This window comes from Martelella sp. FLE1502 (genome assembly GCF_053484255.1).
This window is the reverse complement of the sequence record NZ_JBAKFQ010000011.1, coordinates 31,619-46,230: the sequence shown is the minus strand read 5'-3', so window position 1 is coordinate 46,230 and position 14,612 is coordinate 31,619. Positions and strand designations below refer to the sequence as shown.

Here is a 14,612-nt window from a genome sequence, read left to right as displayed (position 1 = left end):
GGCCGGAAGCCAGCTCCAGCTTCCGGCCGGTCAAGGAACCTCAATAACTGGCTGAACAGGGGCGGCAGCTCCCGGGGAGGGATGGTTCACGCCGTCCCTCTTCCTCCCCCCGGGCGGGTTCATCGTCTTGGTCCCGGCGATGCGGTTTTCTTCGGAATACCTGTTTTCCGCCGCGAATAGGACACGCAATGGAGGAATGATGTGGCGAAGCAACCAAAGGGTGAGCCGACCCAGGGTGATAGCGTCAGGAGCGGCTTCACCCCTTATTGCTCGATACCGACCGGATACATGATGAGAAGACCCGGCGGGAAACACCCACCCCGGTGTAATCTTGGCCGCCCTTCGGGGCGGCCTTTTTCGCGCAATCACATGTTGATCGTGTCGATGATCGCCTGGCGCAGGTCATCGAGGCCGTCATGTTTTTCCGAGGATGTCGCGAGAATCGCGGGGAAGGCGGCCGGGCGCTTGCGGATCTTTTCCGCGGTGGCGGCCAGGAGTTTGGCGACCGCCGGCGGCTTGATCTTGTCGCTCTTGGTCAGCACGATCTGGTAGGAGACGGCGGCCTTGTCGAGCAGGTCGAGCACGTCCTCGTCATTCTTCTTGATGCCGTGGCGGGCGTCGATCAGCACATAGACCCGCTTCAGCGTGGCGCGGCCGCGCAGATAATCGAATACTAGCTTGGTCCATTGCTCCACCTGCTGCTTCGGCGCCTGGGCATAGCCGTAGCCGGGCATATCCACCAGCGCCATCGGCGGCAGGTCTTCTCCTTCACCCGAATAGCCATCCGGCACGAAATAGTTGAGCTCCTGGGTGCGGCCCGGCGTGTTGGAGGTGCGCGCCAGCCCCTTCTGGGTCAAAAGCGCATTGATCAGCGAGGACTTGCCGACATTGGAGCGCCCCGCAAAGGCGACCTCCGCCGGGCCTTCCGGCGGCAGAAACTTCATCGATGGCACGCCGCGGATGAAAATCCACGGGCGGGCAAAAAGCGCTGCATCCTGGGCGATCTGCTGGGTCATATCCCGATCCTTACCATGAAGAAAACGCCCGGCAAGGGTGCCGGGCGTGTTTTCCTTGAGGCGTTTGCCGCCATTTGAGCCTCTCCGAGTAGGGCGAGCTCGCCAGACCTATTCCGAAGCCGGCTTCTTCTTGCGGAAGATGCCCTTCAGATTGTCGAACAGCTCGATCTTGACGCCGTGGCGCTTCATGATGATCGACTGCTGCAGGATCGAGAGCGTGTTGTTCCAGGCATAGTAGATCACCAGACCGGCCGGGAATTTCGCCAGCATGAAGGTGAACACGACCGGCATCCAGTTGAAGATCATCGCCTGGGTCTTGTCGGGCGGCGTCGGGTTCATGCGCATCTGCATCCACATGGTGATGCCCATGATGATCGGCCATGCGCCAATCATCAGAACGGCGGGGACCGCGAAGGGCAGGAGGCCGAACAGGTTGAAGATGCTGGTCGGATCAGGCGCGGAAAGGTCCTGAATCCAGCCGAAGAACGGCGCGTGACGCATTTCGATGGTGACGTAGAGCACCTTGTAGAGCGCGAAGAAGATCGGGATCTGGATCAGCATCGGCCAGCAGCCGGCGACCGGATTGATCTTCTCCTTCTTGTAGAGCTCCATCATCGCCTTTTGCAGGCCCATGCGGTCGTCGCCGTACTGCTCCTTCAGCTCGGTCATCTTCGGCTGCACGCGCTTCATGTTGGCCATGGAGGCGTACTGCTTGGAGGCGAGCGGGAAGAAGATCAGCTTGATGATCACGGTCGTGATCAGGATCGCGACGCCGAAATTGCCGACCTGGTGATAGATGAAGTCCATCAGTTGGAACAGCGGCTTGGTGATGAACCACAGCCAGCCCCAGTCGATCATGCGGTCGAAGAGGCGGATGTTGAACTGGTTCTCGTAGGCCGTCAGCGTATTGGTTTCCTTCGCGCCGGCAAACACCATGGTCTTCAGGTCGGCCGACTGTCCGGGCGCAATCGTCAGCGCGGCGTTGTCGGAATAATCCGCCTGATAACGCGCGCGGCCATCGGTGAAATGCGAGAAGCGGGCGTCGTAATTGACGTTGGCCTGCGGAATGACGGCGGTGCCCCAATATTTGTCGGTTACGCCGAACCAGCCGCCGGTCGCGCCGTCGAAGCTCTGGTTTTCCTTGTCGACCGATTTGTAGGTTTCCAGCGTCACGCCGGCATCGGCGCCGAACACGCCGAGGAAACCTTCGTGCAGAACCCATGCGGACGGCTCGTCGGGCAGGCTGAAACGGGTGATGCGGCCATAGGGCGTCACCGAGGCCTGTTTTTCGGAATTGTTGGTGACCTTGTCGTCGACGGTGATCATGTATTTGTCGTCGATCGAGAAGGTCCGGGTGAACTTGATGCCGGCATCATTGGTGTAGGAAATCACCACCGGGGTCGACGGCGTCAGTTCGGTGCCCTTTTCGAGCGTCCAGACCGTCTGCGGGCCCGGAACCGTGCCGGAATTGTCGCCCTGCACGAAGCCGAGTTCGGCGAAATAGCCGTTCTGGGTGTCGGCCGGCGAAAACAGCGTCACGATCGGGCTCGTGGGGTCAACCGTGACGTGGTAATCCTTGAGCTTGATATCGTCGATCCTGGCGCCGGCCAGATTGATCGAGCCCTCGAGCGAAGGCGTTTCGATCTTGACGCGCGGCGCGGAGGCCTGCTGCGCGCCGGACTGGGAAAATACCGCATCGCCGTTTGCCCCGGCCTGACCGGAGACGGCGGGCGTCGTGGTCGCGCCGTCCGGCGTGACGGTCTGTTCCTGCGTCTGCTGCTGCAGGGCGGCCTGTTCCTGGGCCTGACGCTGCGCCTCCATGCGCGGGCCCATGAAAAAGAACTGCCAGGCGAGGACGATCAGGACCGTCAGGCCGATCGCGATCATAGAATTGCGGTTATTTTCCATCTTTAGTTCCTGGTGCGGAAGCCTTTCGGCTCCGTCGGATTTGAGGCGGGTTCGAGATCCGCGATTCCAGCGTATCGACAAGCCGCGCAAATGGCGCATCAAGCACCTCGCTGCGGCCCACGATGACATAATCGCAACCGGGCTGCATTGCAAACGCTGCCTTGAGGCGAACCGCCTCTTTCAGGCGGCGGCGGATGCGGTTGCGCGCGACGGCATTGCCCTGCCGTTTTGTAACAGTAAAACCGACGCGAGGCCCCGTTTGGGGTTCGCGTCGGTCGAGAACTTCAAGCAGAAAAAGGGGCCCCTTGCGCCGCTCGCCCTTTTGTACGGCGAGAAACTGTGGACGGGTCTTCAGCCGTCCGACTTCGGCCTTTTTATCGGGCCCGGACATAAGGGCGAAACGCCCTTACGCCGAAAGACGCTTGCGACCGCGGGCGCGGCGTGCATTGAGGACCTTGCGGCCGCCCTTTGTTGCCATGCGCGAGCGGAAGCCGTGGCGGCGCTTGCGAACGAGTTTGGAAGGCTGATAGGTACGCTTGGTAGACATTTGTTTTAATACCGCGGTGTGCGGCCCTTCTTGAAAACCGGACGAAACCGGTTAAGCGTGTGGTTGATGTTCGTTCGCTCCGCAAAAATCCGGGTGCAGAGCCGAAACTGCGCGGCTTATAAGGGAAAGCGCCGCGAATTGTCAATCACGCGGCTGAGAAGTCGCCGGCGGCCCGGTCCGGTTTTGCATTTGCGGCGTTCGGGCATAGTATGGCTTCAGGTTGAATCGGAGAAAGCGGATGCGGTCTGAAAACCGCCCTCGGGGCACGGAACGTGCATCTCCACGCGTCAGCGCCGATGGCGTCGCGATGCCGCGTTTTCTCTCCGGCCTGTCCGGGCGCATCCTGCTGCTGACGGTCGCCATCATCATGTTTGCCGAAATCGTGTTCTTCGTGCCGGCGGTCGCCACCATGCGCCTGCGCTGGCTTGACGACCGGCTGAACACCGCCGCCGCCGCGGTCACCGTCATCGACGGGCTGCAGCCGCTGTCGCTGCCGCGCGCGCTTCAGGACGAGACGCTGATGGCGACGGGCACCAAGGCGATCGTGCTCAGGAAGGACGGCATGTCGCAACTGCTGGCAGTAACCGACATGCCGCCCGAAATCAGCCGCAGCTACGATCTGACCGATGTCGGCCCGGTGGAGGCGGTGGTCGATGCCTTTGACGAGCTTCTGTTCGGCGGTGACCGGGCGATCCGCATTCTCGGCAATATCGGCGACAGCGACGCGATCATCGAACTGGTGATCTCCGACGATGAATTGCGCCATGCGCTGCTGATCTATGCGCGCAATATCTTCGCGCTCAGTATCCTGTTGTCCTCCGTCACCGCGATGCTGATCTTCTTCCGCCTGAATTCGATGCTGGTGCGCCCGCTCAGGCGTCAGATCGCCAATATGCAGGCGTTTTCCGAACATCCCGAACTGCCGGAGAGCGTGTTCCGCCCGAGCGCGGAACCCGATGAGCTTGGCATTGCCGGCCGTCATCTCGCCACCATGCAGAGCGAATTGCAGAAGACCTTGCGCCAGCAGAAGCGGCTTGCAGAACTCGGTCTGGCCGTGTCGAAGATCAACCACGACATGCGCAATATCCTGTCCGCCGCCCAATTGATGTCTGACCGCATTGCCGGGATCGATGATCCGGTCGTCAAGCGCGTGGCCCCGAAACTCTTGCGCGCGATCGATCGGGCCGCCCTCTACTCGCGATCGGTGCTGAGCTATGGTCAGGTTTCCGAGGCGGAGCCGAAGCGCCGGATGATAGACGTCCAGTCGCTGGTCAACGACGTTCACGACTATCTCGAACTCTCAGCCGATCCGTCGATCGAATGGATCAACCGGGTGCCGGAAGGGCTGAAGATCGACGCTGACCCCGAGCAGCTGTTTCGGGTGATCTTCAATCTCTGTCGCAACAGCGTCGAGGCGCTCGGCCAGCAGGCCAAGGCCGAATCGGTCAACTGTCTGACGGTTTCCGCCCAGCGCCATGGCAGCGTGGTGTCGCTGACGATCGACGATACCGGGCCCGGCATGCCGCAGAAGGCACGCGAGAACCTGTTCGCCGCTTTCCGCGGCTCCGCCCGCAGCGGCGGCACGGGGCTTGGCCTTGCGATTGCCCGCGAACTGGTGCTCGCCCATGGCGGCACGATCGGCCTTGTGGAAAAGGCAGGCCAGGGCACCCTGTTCCGCATCGAAATCCCCGACCGCCCGGTGATGCTGGAAAGCTGGCGCGAGGAGAGCGAGGCCGGCAGCTAAGGGCTTCGCGCCCGCCGCCTGTTTTGATGTTTCAGGAAAATGACAACAATTTTCCGAAATCCGCTTGCATTCCAAATCGCAAGGTTCTAGAAGCCGTTTCGCACGCCGCAGACAGACGCGGCGACCGCAAAAGGCAAGCGCTCGTAGCTCAGCTGGATAGAGCACCAGACTACGAATCTGGGGGTCGGGAGTTCGAATCTTCCCGAGCGCGCCATTTCTTCACCAAGACAAATTCGGAATGTCCTCTCGCCTCTTGAGGCAGGCCGACATCTGGTTGCTTTCCGCACGCTTCGGCGCGTTTGACGCTATTCCTCCGCCCATTCCGGCAGCGGAAACACCATGTCATAGGCCCAGTTGAAGGCGAGCGCGTAGACCATGTAGAACAGCGCGAAGGATATATCCATCACCAGCGCCTGCCACAGCGATATGCCGAGATACCAGGCGATGAAGGGCATCAGCACGATCAGCAGGCCGGTTTCGAACAGGACCGCATGGACCACGCGCGACGGAAATGCCTTCTCCGTGGTGGCGAACAGGCGCTGCATGATGTGGTCGAATATATAATTGTAGACCATGTTCCAGAGGGCGGCGAGCGTGGCGCTGACGACGCCCACCACGCCGATGTCGTGCATGGGCATGCCGAAGACGAAGGCGCCGAGCGGAACGACCAGAAGCAGGCCGATAACCTCGAAACTCAGTGCATGGCGAAGGCGATCGAGAGGGGAGCGCATGGGCAACCTCAAATGAGATGCCGGGTCGTCCCGGCTGTTGTCCAATTCGGGGAGGTCGTCCTCACAGCGACGGAGGTAGCGTCCGCCATGCCCCGTTTCAAGTGCCGGCACAGTTTGGTGCGAAAAAGATTGCTTCGTGCATTCTGAAAGAACGAGACCCGCGGGACGCGCCGGTCACGGCAGCGCGTTATCCTGGTTCACGACGCGATTGCGGCCGCCTCGCTTGGCGACATAAAGACGCGTGTCGGCGTTCTTGAACAGGGCGTTCCAGCTTTCGGATGGTTCGCGCGTCGCGACGCCGAAGCTCGCGGTGACGCCAGTTGCGCCATCCGGCAAGCCGTAGTGATGCGCTTCGACGGCGGCCCGCAGGCGTTCGGCGAACTGGAGTGCCGCCTCGCTGTCGGTATCCGGCATCAGGATCGCGAATTCCTCGCCGCCCAGCCGCCCGATGATGTCGTGCTTGCGGGCATTCTGGCGCAGGACCTTGCCCACTTCCCTGAGGACCGCATCGCCCTGATCGTGACCATAAAGATCGTTTATGCTCTTGAAGTGATCGATGTCGCAAAGAACGAGGGACACCGGATTGCCAATGACCGGCAATTCCATGTCGATCCGGTCGCCGAAGCCGCGCCTGTTCAACACCCCGGTCAGGGCGTCATAGTCCCGCTCGCGTCGCAAATCGTGCAACACATCGGAAAAAGCCGCAAACAGCAGCGTAAGCGCCAGCGCCGCCGCAAGAAGACCGACGGAGAAGAGCATGGCCTGCCAGAACATCGAATTTGCGAAAGCGGCCACGCCGGGAGCGATCCAGCTGCCCGTGGTCAGCAGGGTTCTTGGAAAGAAGTGAAGGGCGAAAAGCAGCAGGACCCAGAAGAGAACGCGATCGACAGGACGTGGCGCCGGACGTTTCGCAAGGGGAACTGTTGCCGACAGCATGATCAGGCCGTAGCCAAAATGCTGTACGTAAATGCGGGCCGTCAGATTCCGGTCGATATAGAAGAAATACCAGAGCAGCGCCATGATGACCGCGAATACGGCCAGGCAAAGCCACCAGTCGAATGGCTTTCCGGCGCGCAGGAGTATGCCCTGCACGGTCAGCAAGACCGCAAGCGTGTAGAAAGCGCCGGAAACAAGGGCATTCGCCCCAACGCCCGGAGGCCAGCCGAGGATTTGCGAGAGCGAGCCCAGCGTGAACAACAGACACGATAGCGCCAGCACCGGCAAATAACGCAGCCGCCTTTCGATCAGCCAGAAGACCGCGAAGGCGAGGCTGAATGTCAGAACGATGCCCGGACCCGTCAATGAAAGGATTGTTCGCGCTACCACAGTATCCATTGGAGCTCAGGTTTTTGAAGTAAACAGCGAAATGAAATCAAAATCGGAGAGGGCTGTGATCTCTCCGGATTATCGTCGGCTACTCGTATAGATTGTTTTCGGCTTAAAAGTAAGCTTCCGGTTCTATCATATTTCGATGACGACGCGTTTGCGGTGCGGGCGGAAAGAAATTTTGAGGTCAATTAGACCAGTTCTGCTTGAAAGGAAAGCATTTATGTTTGTCTGGACTAACCGTTACATGCGCGTCTGATCCGGAATCCAGAGTCTGTTGTTGTTTGGAAAAAGTGCCAATAAGCACAGCGGTTTACGCTGGCGGGCTTCGGCTCTTGTGGAGGGAAGCAGTGCGGTTTTCAGGTCCCGCTTGCCTCAACAAAATGACCCGTCGCGGATGGCCGCGACGGGTCATTTTGGGAAAGTCGTTTTTTTTGCAGAGGGGTCAGCCGTATTCCGCCATATCGGCCGCCACCGCGGCCTGCATCTCGTCCAGCACATCGGGAAGCGCGCTCAGGACCCGGTTCCAGCGCGGCATCAGCGGGGTTGCGTCCGGGGTTTCGAGGAAGGCGTTGCCGGCTTCCGTCAGGTTGGTCGCAAACAGCTCGACCGCCTGTTCCTCCTTGTGCCGGTCGGTGGAAAGCCCGTTCATGCGGGCATCGTTGTGGTAGGTTTCCACCAGATCGAGCGCTGTACGGAAATAGGCGGCCTTCACGGTTCTGAGCGTCTCCTGCGAGAAGGTCACGCCGTCGGTCGCAAGCTTGCGGAACACGGTCTTGCAGATGTCGGTGGACATGCGCGACAGGCCCTGCCGGGCATCCTCCGGCGAGAGCGGCTGGTGCTTGTGGTCGTAGGCGTCGGAGATATCCACCTGGCAGATGGCGTTGTTGGAATAGTTGCGCCACAGCTCCGACAGCACGCCGATCTCGAGGCCCCAGTCCCACGGAATGCGGATATCGGGCAGGATATGGGTGCGCATCGCGAATTCGCCGGCGAGCGGATAGCGGAACCCTTTCAGGTAATCGAGATAGGGTTGATGGCCGATGGTCTTTTCCAGCGCCAGCAGAAGCGGCGTCACCAGAAGCCGCGTCACGCGTCCGTTGAGCGATCCGTCGGCGATGCGCGGGTAATAGCCCTTGGCAAACACATAGGGGAAGGCCGGGTTGGTGACCGGATAGACCAGCCGGGCCAACATCTCGCGCGAATAGGTCACGATGTCGCAATCATGCAGCGCCACCACGGAGGAGTTGCGCGCGCCGAGAACATAGCCGATGCAGTACCAGACATTGCGGCCCTTGCCGGGTTCTGCCGGCGCCAGCGACGCTTCGCCCAGCCGGTTGTGGACGGCCTGCATGCGCGGGCCATCGTTCCACAGCACCGCGTGATGCTGGGGCAGGCGGCTGAAATATTTCAGCGCGTAGCGATACTGTTCCTCATCGGCGCGGTCGAGACCGATGACGATGTTGGAAATATAGGGTACCTCGGTCAGGTGTTTGACAATGTTGTCGAGCGCCTCTGCCTCGAGCTCGGAAAACAGCGAGGGCAGGATCAGCGTGATCGGTCGGGTCGCCGAGAAGCTCGAAAGCTCGCGCTCCACGCGATGCAGCGAGCGTTCGCGCAGGTTGTGAAGCGTCGCGACGACGCCGTTTTGATGAAAGTCAGCCATGGCGACGCTCCTGATTTTTGTGCTTGCGGCAGCGCAGGAAAATGGCTGCCGAGTGGAATATGTATCAGAGCGGGCGGCTTTCAACGCTGCGAGGCCGCTCGATCGTCATTGTTAAGCGGCAACTCCACGAGTAACGGGTGGTTCCGTCCGGGTGCGAGCCGCTCATCTATTTACCAACTATATTATGCCAATAATTGCAATATCATGTCATTCCAGCCGTAAGGGCCCGGACGCTCGGACCGGGTGATGAAACCCGCGCGCTCGCGATCCGAAACCGGCATTTCGGCATGGGCGGGATTGGCGATGATGACGCCCCGGTCGGCGGCCTCCAGCATGGCCGCATCATTGGGCGCATCGCCCAGCGCCACGGTGAAGATCGGCTCATGCGAGGTTTCGGCATAGTGGCGGGCAATCTTCGCCATCGCCTCGGCTTTCGAGGTTTTCGGCATCAGCGTGAAGAACCGGCCGCCCTGGACCGCCTGAAACCCATGCGCGTCAAGGATTGCCGCAAAGGCAGCGCGCTCGTCTTCGCTGCCGGACCACAGGCCCGGTTCGGAAAAGCGGCGCTTGCGGGCAAGCCGGGCGTTTTCCAGCGTCATGCCGGTTTTCTCCGCGACCTCCGCATCGCTCCAGTCGCCGAAACCCTGGTAGTGGCGGCGCAAATCCGGGTCCATGGACGACAGCACCGCGCGCAGCCTGTCATAAACGCCGGCTTGCTCCGCTTCGCCGCCCGGCCAGTTGACGATGCCGGCGCCGTTTTCCACGATCATCGGATGGTCGATGCCGATCGCGGCCGCGATCGGTCGCATCTCGGCTTCGGTCTTGGAGCTTGCGAGGATGAGCGGGATGCCGCGCGCCTTCAGAAGCTCCAGCGCCGGGCGGGCCGGTTCGAAGGAATAGGTCTCGTGGTCGAGCAGCGTGCCGTCGAGATCGGTGAAGACGATTTGCATCGGCTGGCCTCGATCAGCCACGGTTTCGGGCAAGAAACTGCCGCGCCGCGTAAAGCGAAATCGCCGAGGCATTGGAAACATTGAGCGATTTGATCTCGCCGGGCATGTCGAGTCGTGCCAGTGTGGTGACGGTTTCGCGCGTCTTCTGGCGCAGGCCCTTCCCCTCCGCGCCCAGCACCAGCGCGATTTTGTCGCCGCGAAGGCTCTCCTCCAGCACGGCGGGCCCCTCCGAATCGAGCCCGACGGTCGTAAAGCCCATGGCGTGGAGTTCATCCAGCGCCTTGGCCAGATTGGTGATCTGGATATAGGGGATATATTCCAGCGCGCCCGAGGCGGACTTGGCGAGCACGCCCGATTCGGCCGGGCTGTGGCGCATGGTGGTGATCACCGCGCCGGCGGCAAACGCGACGGCGGAGCGCAGGATCGCGCCGACATTGTGCGGGTCCGTGACCTGATCGAGCACCAGCAGCAGCGGGCTGTCCTGCAGCGCATCCAGCTTGCGGACCGGCAGCGTACGCGCCTTCAGCATCACGCCCTGGTGGATCGCGTCCTCGCCGAGAATGTCATCGATCTCCTTAGGGCGCACGATCTTCACGGGAAGTTTCGGCGGCAGCTCCAGCCCGTCGGTCAGGCGGGCAAGCGCGTTCTGGGTGATCTTGAGCGCGATCAGCGTGCGCTCCTTGTTCTCGATCGCCGCGCGCACGGTGTGCAGCCCATAGAGCAGCACCTCGTCATCGGCCACCGGCAGCGGGCCGGCCGGTCCGCGCTTGCCCTGTCGGGCCGGGGCAGGGGGCAGATCGCCGCGCGCGCGCTTGTTATCGCGGTGGGCGCGTCGGAGCTTGGCGTAATGGCTGTCTTTGGCGGAGCCGTCGCGGTCGTGTTTCTTGTTCATGGGTTTTTTATAGAGCGGCGGGCCGCTTCCGGCTAGACGGTTGGCGACGGTTTTGCACTGCGGCGCGCCTGCATTGCTGGCCAGATGATTTTTCGGCGGATTTTGTGAAGCGCCGTGTTGACAGAGCGTCATCAGCCGGTCATATACGCGGCGCAGATCGAAGCGAGCCGGCGTGCCGGCGCGGTATCGATCGGCGGCATGGCCGCCATCCAGTCTGGTACTGGAGGAGTGCGTGAGTGGTTAAAACGGACGGACTGTAAATCCGTTGACTTAGTCTACGTTGGTTCGAATCCAACCTCCTCCACCACCGGACCTGGGACCTGATCCGAGCGGAGCGAGGACCGGCGGATCATGCAGGCAAGTTGCAGGTTGGAACGCCGATCCGAGTGTATCGAACCGAAACGCTCTTCTGAAGTTCCGCGGGTATAGCTCAATGGTAGAGCAGCAGCCTTCCAAGCTGAATACGCGGGTTCGATTCCCGCTACCCGCTCCAATCCATCTCTCTTTCACAGCGCAAGCATTGTTTCATCGCCCTGACGGCGGCGGCGATTATGTTGCGCCATGCCATTGCACTCCTCGATGAAATCTCGTAAAGGTTGTATTTTGTTGTGGCGCGTTGTTTCGAAGTTGCATTATGGGAGCATGAACCGGGCAGGCGTGGAGCGAAAGCGCCTGCGGGGATTGACTTGAACGACCGTTTCTTTTGAATAGACCGGAGTTCAACCTGTTCCAGGTTTATGCCGACCGATTGGAGTGGACCGACTGCGCCGTCGCCGCTCCTGCAGTCCCTGACGCATAAAGGTTTCGGTCGTCGCGGTTGCAGCAGCGTGATGAATTTGATGGGGTTCTCCGGCCGGTGGATATCATGCAGTCATTGATCGTGACGGGTGGGTTGGCGATCCTGGCAGCCAGTTTCGTCCTTGCCTGGTTTACCGGCGGCAGGCCGCGTTATCTGATGCTGTTCGCGCTGGCGCTGTTGCTGGTGGACGTCGCCTTCATAGGCATGTTTCTCCGTCCTTTGCTGCCGGACAATATTGCTCTGCCCTTCAGCAACATGGCTTTCATCGCCACGCAGATCATTTTCGGGGAATCCCTGCTGCAGCGGCGGGGCAAGTCGTTCGGGCGGACGTTCATAATCGGCATGTTCGTCCTGCTCAGCGCAGTCTATGTCACGCTCTATTTCACATCGACGCTGGAGATCCGCACCGCCGGCATCAATATCGGCCTGATCGTTGTCTTCGCCGTCACGCTCAAGCATATCTGGATCCGTCGCGACGACACCATTCACGACAAGCTGATCTTCTGGACCTTCATCACCCTTGGTCTGATGCACACCATCCGCACGGCCGGCGTGTTCTTCAATCAGGACATCGCCAATCCGCAGTCGGTCTTCTGGGGCTTTCTGCAGCTCTATATCCTGCTTCTGGCGATGATCCTGACGCTTGAGATACTGGCCTCCCATTTCGTGGAGCGCCTTGAGACGGCGAACACGCTGCGGGATCGCGATCATCTCACCGGCGTGCTCAACCGCGCCGGTTTCGAGCGCGCGGTGGGCGCCATCTATGCCGGGCGAACGCGGGTGATGGTGAGCCTGGTGCTGATCGACATCGACGAGTTCAAGGCGATCAATGACGCGCTCGGCCATCCGGTGGGCGATGCTGTGCTCCGGCGCGTCGGCGCGGTGCTGATCGATCAGTCGCGCGCCGGCGACATCGTCGGGCGCATTGGCGGTGACGAGTTCGCGATCCTTGCCGTCGATCTCGGGGCGGAAGGGGCTGGGGCGCTTGGCGAGCGCATTCGCCGGCGGCTCGACGAGGATGCCGCTTCCGGAAAGGACCGGCAGCTTGCCGCCCGCTGCAGCGTGGGCGCTGCGACCATCAACATCGAACGCGGCTACGAAACCCTCTATGAAGCCGCCGATGCCGCGCTTTACGAGGCCAAAAGGCTGGGCCGCAACCGCGTGGTGAGCGGTTCCCCCGACATTGGCCGGGAGGCAGAGCAGGGCGGCGCGCGCGTGGTGCCGTTCGTATCCGAGCGGCGGCGCACGGACATCTGACCCGCTTTCGGGCGCTTCCCAGATTTTGTCTTGCTTATTGCTTCCGAAAGCCTTAAACGGCGGCACTAAACCGGTTCGCCGGGGCATCCGTGTTACCAGTTACAGGAAGCATTCACATGGCAAAAGCAAAGTTTGAGCGGAGCAAGCCGCACGTAAACATCGGCACGATCGGCCACGTTGACCATGGCAAGACGTCGCTGACGGCAGCGATCACGAAGTTCTTCGGCGATTTTCGCGCGTATGACCAGATCGACGCGGCTCCGGAAGAAAAGGCCCGCGGCATCACCATCTCGACCGCGCACGTCGAGTATGAGACCGACAAGCGTCACTACGCCCACGTCGACTGCCCCGGCCACGCCGACTATGTGAAGAACATGATCACCGGTGCTGCCCAGATGGACGGCGCGATCCTGGTCGTTTCGGCCGCCGACGGCCCGATGCCGCAGACCCGCGAGCACATCCTGCTTGCCCGTCAGGTTGGCGTTCCGGCGATCGTCGTGTTCCTGAACAAGGTTGACCAGGTCGACGACGAAGAGCTGCTCGAGCTCGTCGAAATGGAAGTCCGCGAACTGCTCGACTCTTACGAGTTCCCCGGCGACGAAATCCCGATCATCAAGGGTTCGGCTCTGGCTGCTCTCGAAGATTCGGACAAGAAGATCGGCGAAGACGCCGTTCGCGAACTGATGGCTGCCGTTGACGACTACATCCCGACGCCCGAGCGTCCGGTTGACCAGCCCTTCCTGATGCCGATCGAAGACGTGTTCTCGATCTCCGGCCGCGGCACGGTCGTGACCGGTCGCGTCGAGCGCGGCATCATCAAGGTTGGCGAGGAAGTCGAGATCGTCGGCATCAAGGACACGCAGAAGACCACGGTTACCGGCGTTGAAATGTTCCGCAAGCTGCTCGACCAGGGCCAGGCCGGCGACAACATCGGCGCGCTTATCCGCGGCGTTCAGCGCGATCAGGTCGAGCGCGGCCAGATTCTGTGCAAGCCCGGTTCGGTTACCCCGCACACCGTGTTCAAGGCAGAAGCCTACATCCTGACGAAGGACGAAGGCGGCCGTCATACGCCGTTCTTCACCAACTATCGTCCGCAGTTCTACTTCCGCACCACGGACGTGACCGGTGTTGTCACGCTGCCGGAAGGCACGGAAATGGTGATGCCGGGCGACAACGTCACGGTTGACGTCGAGCTGATCGTTCCGATCGCGATGGAAGAAAAGCTGCGCTTCGCCATCCGCGAAGGCGGCCGCACGGTTGGTGCAGGGATTGTTGCTTCAATCATCAAGTGATTGAAGTACAAGCCCGTAGCAACCAACCGGCATGCCATGAATGAAAACGCGCTTTAGGCGCGTTTTCGGCGGCGCCGGCATCGTCGCCTCGATCATCAAGTAAGGCTTGATCGAACGAAATTGAAAAGCCCCGCCGGAGCGATCCGGCGGGGCTTTTCAGTTTGGTGACAGACCTCGCCACCCATACTGGCGTCATCCTCGGGCTTGTCCCGAGGATCTAATCACCCCTCCCTGCGCGCGGAGGGAGCGATTGATAACGTTCTGTCTTAAAATGGATTTTGGTCCGATACGCCTGTTGTGCGGAAACGTGCTTAGATGCTCGGGACAGGCCCGAGCATGACGAGGATGAGAGGGATTACCTTATCAGCGGCCTGTGTCCTTCGGAGCGTTTCGGCGTTTTTTCGGCGTATTCGCCGCCAGCAAGACTATCACATCGGCTCGCCCACCTCGACAATGTGTCCGTCCGGGTCAAAACGTCGGAAAC

General features: G+C 61.0%; 12 protein-coding genes and 3 tRNA genes. 6 read left to right on the top strand and 9 right to left on the bottom strand.

From position 1 onward, the window contains the following. Nucleotides 1-365: 365 nt before the first annotated feature. From yihA to rpmH, 4 genes are all read right to left on the bottom strand, one after another. Nucleotides 366-1,016: a ribosome biogenesis GTP-binding protein YihA/YsxC gene (gene yihA, locus V6767_RS11430; RefSeq protein ID WP_448473614.1), complete on the bottom strand. Its 651-nt coding sequence runs from the start codon at nucleotides 1,014-1,016 to the stop codon at nucleotides 366-368. Between the two features lie 108 nt (nucleotides 1,017-1,124). Next, nucleotides 1,125-2,924 carry a membrane protein insertase YidC gene (gene yidC / locus V6767_RS11425; protein WP_448473613.1) on the bottom strand — a complete coding sequence of 600 codons (1,800 nt, stop codon included), beginning with the start codon at nucleotides 2,922-2,924 and terminating at the stop codon, nucleotides 1,125-1,127. Next, nucleotides 2,914-3,315 carry a ribonuclease P protein component gene (rnpA, locus tag V6767_RS11420; protein WP_448464052.1) on the bottom strand — a complete coding sequence of 134 codons (402 nt, stop codon included), beginning with the start codon at nucleotides 3,313-3,315 and terminating at the stop codon, nucleotides 2,914-2,916. The genes yidC and rnpA overlap by 11 nt, the downstream gene beginning before the upstream one ends. Nucleotides 3,316-3,330: 15 nt before the next feature. Beyond that, nucleotides 3,331-3,471, bottom strand: coding sequence for a 50S ribosomal protein L34 (gene rpmH, locus V6767_RS11415; protein ID WP_079920770.1), 141 nt, complete (start codon nucleotides 3,469-3,471; stop codon nucleotides 3,331-3,333). A 238-nt stretch (nucleotides 3,472-3,709) separates the two neighbouring features. Here rpmH and V6767_RS11410 point away from each other — a divergent pair, with 238 nt between their 5' ends. Beyond that, the gene (locus V6767_RS11410; protein WP_448473612.1) at nucleotides 3,710-5,215 is read left to right on the top strand and encodes a sensor histidine kinase; all 1,506 of its coding nucleotides are present in this window, start codon (nucleotides 3,710-3,712) and stop codon (nucleotides 5,213-5,215) included. Between the two features lie 137 nt (nucleotides 5,216-5,352). Next, nucleotides 5,353-5,429, top strand: a tRNA-Arg gene (locus V6767_RS11405). Nucleotides 5,430-5,520: 91 nt separating this feature from the next. On the opposite strand, the gene V6767_RS11400 is transcribed toward V6767_RS11405, so the two are convergent. The 5 genes from V6767_RS11400 to V6767_RS11380 form a co-directional block, all read right to left on the bottom strand. After that, nucleotides 5,521-5,946 (bottom strand): PACE efflux transporter, encoded by a 426-nt coding sequence (locus V6767_RS11400; RefSeq protein WP_448463928.1) that lies wholly within the window; start codon nucleotides 5,944-5,946, stop codon nucleotides 5,521-5,523. A gap of 174 nt (nucleotides 5,947-6,120) precedes the next feature. Further along, nucleotides 6,121-7,281 carry a GGDEF domain-containing protein gene (locus V6767_RS11395; protein ID WP_448473611.1) on the bottom strand — a complete coding sequence of 387 codons (1,161 nt, stop codon included), beginning with the start codon at nucleotides 7,279-7,281 and terminating at the stop codon, nucleotides 6,121-6,123. A 436-nt stretch (nucleotides 7,282-7,717) separates the two neighbouring features. Beyond that, nucleotides 7,718-8,938, bottom strand: coding sequence for a glycosyl transferase (locus V6767_RS11390; protein ID WP_448473610.1), 1,221 nt, complete (start codon nucleotides 8,936-8,938; stop codon nucleotides 7,718-7,720). Nucleotides 8,939-9,120: 182 nt separating this feature from the next. Then, on the bottom strand, nucleotides 9,121-9,888 hold the full coding sequence (locus V6767_RS11385; protein ID WP_448473609.1) for an HAD-IIB family hydrolase: 768 nt from the start codon (nucleotides 9,886-9,888) through the stop codon (nucleotides 9,121-9,123). Nucleotides 9,889-9,901: 13 nt separating this feature from the next. Further along, nucleotides 9,902-10,780, bottom strand: a complete 879-nt coding sequence (locus tag V6767_RS11380; protein ID WP_448473608.1) for a TrmH family RNA methyltransferase — start codon at nucleotides 10,778-10,780, stop codon at nucleotides 9,902-9,904. A gap of 222 nt (nucleotides 10,781-11,002) precedes the next feature. On the opposite strand from V6767_RS11380, the gene V6767_RS11375 reads away from it, so the two are divergent. The 4 genes from V6767_RS11375 (at nucleotide 11,003) to tuf (ending at nucleotide 14,128) form a co-directional block, all read left to right on the top strand. Then, nucleotides 11,003-11,087 (top strand) — tRNA-Tyr (locus V6767_RS11375). 112 nt (nucleotides 11,088-11,199) lie between these two features. Further along, a tRNA-Gly gene (locus tag V6767_RS11370) sits at nucleotides 11,200-11,273 on the top strand. A gap of 372 nt (nucleotides 11,274-11,645) precedes the next feature. Further along, nucleotides 11,646-12,836 (top strand): diguanylate cyclase, encoded by a 1,191-nt coding sequence (locus V6767_RS11365; RefSeq protein ID WP_448473607.1) that lies wholly within the window; start codon nucleotides 11,646-11,648, stop codon nucleotides 12,834-12,836. Between the two features lie 116 nt (nucleotides 12,837-12,952). Continuing rightward, the gene (gene tuf / locus V6767_RS11360; RefSeq protein WP_448427397.1) at nucleotides 12,953-14,128 is read left to right on the top strand and encodes an elongation factor Tu; all 1,176 of its coding nucleotides are present in this window, start codon (nucleotides 12,953-12,955) and stop codon (nucleotides 14,126-14,128) included. The last annotated feature ends 484 nt before the right edge of the window (nucleotides 14,129-14,612 follow it).

What these genes read in the sequence shown, in the direction of transcription:
- rpmH (WP_079920770.1), bottom strand. Translation starts at nt 3,471, where the DNA reads ATGTCTACCAAGCGTACCTATCAGCCTTCCAAACTCGTTCGCAAGCGC.
- rnpA (WP_448464052.1), bottom strand. Translation starts at nt 3,315, where the DNA reads ATGTCCGGGCCCGATAAAAAGGCCGAAGTCGGACGGCTGAAGACCCGT.
- V6767_RS11365 (WP_448473607.1), top strand. Translation starts at nt 11,646, where the DNA reads ATGCAGTCATTGATCGTGACGGGTGGGTTGGCGATCCTGGCAGCCAGT.
- V6767_RS11400 (WP_448463928.1), bottom strand. Translation starts at nt 5,946, where the DNA reads ATGCGCTCCCCTCTCGATCGCCTTCGCCATGCACTGAGTTTCGAGGTT.
- yidC (WP_448473613.1), bottom strand. Translation starts at nt 2,924, where the DNA reads ATGGAAAATAACCGCAATTCTATGATCGCGATCGGCCTGACGGTCCTG.
- V6767_RS11385 (WP_448473609.1), bottom strand. Translation starts at nt 9,888, where the DNA reads ATGCAAATCGTCTTCACCGATCTCGACGGCACGCTGCTCGACCACGAG.
- yihA (WP_448473614.1), bottom strand. Translation starts at nt 1,016, where the DNA reads ATGACCCAGCAGATCGCCCAGGATGCAGCGCTTTTTGCCCGCCCGTGG.
- V6767_RS11395 (WP_448473611.1), bottom strand. Translation starts at nt 7,281, where the DNA reads ATGGATACTGTGGTAGCGCGAACAATCCTTTCATTGACGGGTCCGGGC.
- V6767_RS11410 (WP_448473612.1), top strand. Translation starts at nt 3,710, where the DNA reads ATGCGGTCTGAAAACCGCCCTCGGGGCACGGAACGTGCATCTCCACGC.
- V6767_RS11390 (WP_448473610.1), bottom strand. Translation starts at nt 8,938, where the DNA reads ATGGCTGACTTTCATCAAAACGGCGTCGTCGCGACGCTTCACAACCTG.
- tuf (WP_448427397.1), top strand. Translation starts at nt 12,953, where the DNA reads ATGGCAAAAGCAAAGTTTGAGCGGAGCAAGCCGCACGTAAACATCGGC.
- V6767_RS11380 (WP_448473608.1), bottom strand. Translation starts at nt 10,780, where the DNA reads ATGAACAAGAAACACGACCGCGACGGCTCCGCCAAAGACAGCCATTAC.